The 4,360-nt window shown below is 66.6% G+C and carries 5 protein-coding genes; 4 read left to right on the forward strand and 1 reads right to left on the reverse strand.

The window, feature by feature from the left end:
* The 4 genes from EGJ34_RS20675 to accC all read left to right on the forward strand — a co-directional run.
* A partial coding sequence (locus tag EGJ34_RS20675; RefSeq protein WP_148100538.1) for a LysR family transcriptional regulator occupies positions 1-827 on the forward strand: 827 nt, incomplete at its 5' end.
* Between the two features lie 154 nt (positions 828-981).
* A complete protein-coding gene (gene aroQ / locus EGJ34_RS20680; RefSeq protein WP_125362304.1) occupies positions 982-1,419 on the forward strand; it encodes a type II 3-dehydroquinate dehydratase in 438 nt (145 codons plus the stop codon).
* A gap of 43 nt (positions 1,420-1,462) precedes the next feature.
* Positions 1,463-1,939 carry an acetyl-CoA carboxylase biotin carboxyl carrier protein gene (gene accB, locus EGJ34_RS20685; protein ID WP_125362305.1) on the forward strand — a complete coding sequence of 159 codons (477 nt, stop codon included), beginning with the start codon at positions 1,463-1,465 and terminating at the stop codon, positions 1,937-1,939.
* A 10-nt stretch (positions 1,940-1,949) separates the two neighbouring features.
* Positions 1,950-3,317: an acetyl-CoA carboxylase biotin carboxylase subunit gene (gene accC / locus EGJ34_RS20690; protein WP_125362306.1), complete on the forward strand. Its 1,368-nt coding sequence runs from the start codon at positions 1,950-1,952 to the stop codon at positions 3,315-3,317.
* 52 nt (positions 3,318-3,369) lie between these two features.
* On the opposite strand, the gene EGJ34_RS22405 is transcribed toward accC, so the two are convergent.
* The coding region (locus tag EGJ34_RS22405; protein ID WP_185750277.1) for a hypothetical protein at positions 3,370-4,360 on the reverse strand (991 nt) is incomplete at its 5' end.

Raw genomic sequence — 4,360 nt, forward strand, 5'->3', positions numbered from 1 at the left:
CCGCCGAGCGTCCCAAAGCCACCCTGTCGCGTCGGGTCGGCGAGCTGGAGGCCAGCCTGGGCGTGCGTTTGTTTGAACGCGGCTCGCACACGCTCAAACTCACCGAAGAAGGTCGCGCCCTGTATGCCCGTACCGAATCTCTGCTGACGGAGCTGGACGAGGCCACTACCTTGATCGCCAGCGGCGGCGACATTCCGCGCGGCCGCTTGCGGGTAAGCGCGCCCCTGCTGTTTTCGCAGATGGCACTTGGAAAGATCGCCGCACGTTTTGCGCAGCGCTATCCGCAGGTGCATCTGGAGATCACCACCGAGGATCGTGCCGTGGACATGATCGAGGAAGGCTATGACCTGGTGATCCGGGTCAACCCGAAGACCGACGAGCGACTGGTCGGCCGGGTGCTGCTGCGCGACCGCCTGGTCGTCGTCGCACATCCGGATCTGACCCTGCCGGCCGGCAACGACGCCGTGCCGGCGGTGGTCCGCCCTTCCAGCGATGCCGCCGGCTGGGAGCTGGCGACGCCGCGCGGCAACCGCCACGTCGCGATAGCGCCGGTGCTGCGGCTGGCCTCGCTGATCATGATCCGCGACGCCGCTCGCGCCGGCACGGGGGCCGCGCTGCTGCCCTACTCACTGGTCGCCTCCGACCTGCGGTCTGGGCAACTGGCGGCGTGGGGCGATGCGAAGGGGCCACCGATCGAGGTCTGGGCGCTGTACCCGTCCCGGCGGCTGCTCAGCGCACGGGTATCGGCGTTCCTGGACTGCCTGAAGGCGGCGTTTCCCCAAGGCGACCCTGAAGAGCTGGCCAACTTCGCCGATCAGGCAGGCTAAGACCGGTTCACGTAGCCCAGGGCCGGTGCAGGCCATAAGCGTCAAGCGTTCCGCCTGATTTTCAAACGATTGATTGAAACACGCGTAACTTCGCCGAACTGGACACCATCCACCGCATCCGCCAGACTTCGCCCTTTCCGATTCCGTGGTCCCCATGGCGAAACTGCTGGTCCTGCATGGCCCCAACCTCAACCTGCTCGGCACCCGCGAGCCAGGGGTGTATGGGCACACCACGCTGGCGCAGATCGACCAGGCCCTGCTGGGCCAAGCCCAGGCTGCCGGTCACGTCGTGGAGAGCCTGCAGTCCAACGCCGAGCACATCCTGGTGGATCGCGTGCAGGCCGCCCGTGAAGACGGCACCGCCTTCATCCTGATCAACCCGGCCGCGTTCACCCACACCTCGGTCGCCCTGCGCGACGCGCTGGCGGCGGTGGACGTGCCCTTCATCGAGATCCACCTGTCCAACCCGCACAGCCGCGAACCGTTCCGCCAGCACAGCTACTTCAGCGACAAGGCGGTGGGCGTGATCTGTGGCTTCGGGGCCGACAGCTACCGTTATGCAATGGACGCCGCACTGATGCGGCTTGCCTGAGCGTTCCTTCTTACCGACCCCATACACGACCAACGAGGCCTCCATGGACCTGCGCAAAATCAAGAAGCTGATCGACCTGCTGGAAGAGTCGAACCTGGCTGAAATCGAAATCAAGGAAGGCGAAGAGTCGGTGCGCCTGTCGCGCGCCCCGGTCGCCGGTTACGCCCCGGCTCCCGTGCAGATGATCGCCCCGGCCCCGGTGGCCGCCGCGCCGGCCATGCCGATGCAGTCGCCGACCGAAGCCTCCACCGGCGGCACCGCCAAGCCGGGCCCGGCGCTGCCAGAAGGCCACGTGCTGCGTTCGCCGATGGTCGGCACCTTCTACGCATCGGCTGCTCCGGACAAGCCGGCCTTCGTGTCGGTGGGCCAGCAGGTGAAGGCAGGCGAAACCCTGGCCATCATCGAAGCGATGAAGATGTTCAACCCGATCGAAGCCGACGTCGCCGGCACCATCGTCGCCATCCTGGGCGAAAACGGCCAGCCGGTCGAATTCGACCAGCCGCTGTTCGTGATCGGCTAAGGACGCGTCCATGCTCGACAAAGTCGTTATTGCCAACCGAGGGGAGATCGCGCTGCGCATTCTGCGCGCGTGTCACACCCTGGGCATCCGCACGGTGGCCGTGCATTCCACGGTCGACCGCAACCTCAAGCACGTGGCCATGGCCGACGAGTCGGTCTGCATTGGTCCGGCCCCGTCGCCGGAAAGCTACCTCAACATTCCGGCGCTTATCGCCGCGGCCGAAGTGACCGATGCACAGGCCATCCACCCGGGCTACGGCTTCCTGTCGGAAAACGCCGACTTTGCCGAGCGCGTGGAAGAATCCGGCTTCATCTTCATCGGTCCCAAGGCCGACACCATCCGCATGATGGGTGACAAGGTCGAAGCCATCCGCGCGATGAAGGCCGCCGGCGTGCCGTGCGTGCCCGGCTCGGGCGGGCCACTGGGCGAAGACATCGTCGCCAACACCAAGATCGCCCGTGAGATCGGCTACCCGGTCATCATCAAGGCGGCCGGTGGTGGCGGCGGTCGCGGCATGCGCGTGGTGCACGCCGAGGCCTCGCTGAAGACCTCCATTGAAACCACCAAGAGCGAGGCCAAGGCCGCGTTCGGCAATGGTGAGGTGTACATGGAGAAGTTCCTGGAAAATCCGCGTCACGTGGAGATCCAGGTGCTGGCCGACGGCCAGGGCAATGCCATCCACCTCGGCGAGCGCGACTGCTCGATGCAGCGCCGCCACCAGAAGGTGGTGGAAGAGGCCCCGGCTCCGGGCATCAGCAACGAGCAGCGCGATGCCATCGGCAAGGTCTGCGTGGAAGCCTGCATCCGCATCGGCTACCGCGGCGCGGGCACCTTCGAGTTCCTGTACGAAGACGGCCGCTTCTACTTCATCGAAATGAACACCCGTATCCAGGTCGAGCACCCGGTGACGGAAATGGTGACCGGCATCGACCTGGTCGCCGAACAGCTCAAGATCGCCGCCGGCCAGAAGCTCAGCATCAAGCAGAGCGACATCGTGCTGACCGGCCACGCCATCGAGTGCCGCATCAACGCCGAAGATGCCGAAACCTTCGTGCCCAGCCCCGGCACCATCACCGGCTTCCATCCGCCGGGCGGCCCTGGCGTGCGCGTGGATACGCACATCTACAGCGGCTACCGCGTGCCCTCGAACTACGACTCGATGATCGGCAAGCTGATCGTGCACGGCCCCGACCGCGAAACCGCCATCGCGCGCATGCGCGTGGCACTGAGCGAGATGGTGGTGGACGGCATCAAGACCAACGTCGCCCTGCAGCAGCGCATCATGCGCGACAAGGGCTTCCAGGCCGGTGGGCAGAACATCCACTACCTTGAAAAGCGCTTGGCCGAACGCAAGACCAAGCCGATCGCATTGACCTGAGTCGTCGGAACGCGTGACGGAGAGGGCGGGGATTTCCCCGCCCTTTCTATTTTCAATGTGGCAAGGCGACAGCGCGCAGCGGCTGCGCCCCCAGCGTGCCCAGCGCCTGGCGGGCCGGCCCCAGTTCTTCCAGGACCAGGCGGCCGGGCTGGTTTTCCACCACCCGGAACACCACGTTGTTGGCGATCATCGCCTGGGCCTCTTCCTGCAACGAGAGCAGGCCGGTCGGGTGGGCGTGGCGGTGGGTATCCAGCCGCACCAGCACACGGCGCGTGCCCGGTGCGGCCCGTCCGTGCGCGCGCAGTCCCGCCTGCACGCGACTGCGATCCCCGCTGGCAACGAGGAAGCTGCGGCTGTAGACAGTGTGCCCGGGTTGCAGCTCGACCAGCGCGTCTTCGTTGAACAGCAGCGCCGTGTAAAGCCGTCCTTCATAAGCTGGAATGCGTGCGAGGCCGCGGTTGATGCGGGCCACCGCCTCAGCCTGCTCGCGTGTGCCACGTGACGCATCCTGCGTCTGGAGATAGCTGTCCAGCGAGCGTCGGCGATGGATCAGGTAGCTGCGGATGGCGGCGCGCTGCGCCTGACTCACCCGCAGGCCCGCAGCGTTCTGGATCGCACTTTCGTACACGCGCGCGGCGTCGAGGCTGGGCAGGCCCCGGTACTCCACGTTGAACTCGGCCTGGGTCATGAAGCGCTGTTCCTGCACGACCAGCGACTGGCGGACATCCGCGATGTGGTGGCGGTGCGGGCGCGGCCCCAGCCGCTGCCCGCCCATGCGGATGCGGCGGGGAAGGTACAACGAAAGCCGCTCGGTGTAGCGGTCCACCTGCCGCGGACGCACCTTGAAGTAATGGCCATTGAACTTCAGGTACTGGCGGATCCTGCCGCCGGCGTGGCTGACATACCAGCCAGGGCGCAGGGCGTCGGGACCGATGGCCCGTGACCGGGCCTCCGATGGCGTCAGTGCCTGGTCATGATGCCGCTGCAGGACGCGGGTGAGCTGGGTCGAATAGCGCGGCGCGGGCAGGCCACAAGCCGCGCCC

Source organism: Stenotrophomonas sp. 278 (genome assembly GCF_003935715.1).
Classification (GTDB): Bacteria; Pseudomonadota; Gammaproteobacteria; order Xanthomonadales; family Xanthomonadaceae; genus Stenotrophomonas; species Stenotrophomonas maltophilia_AH.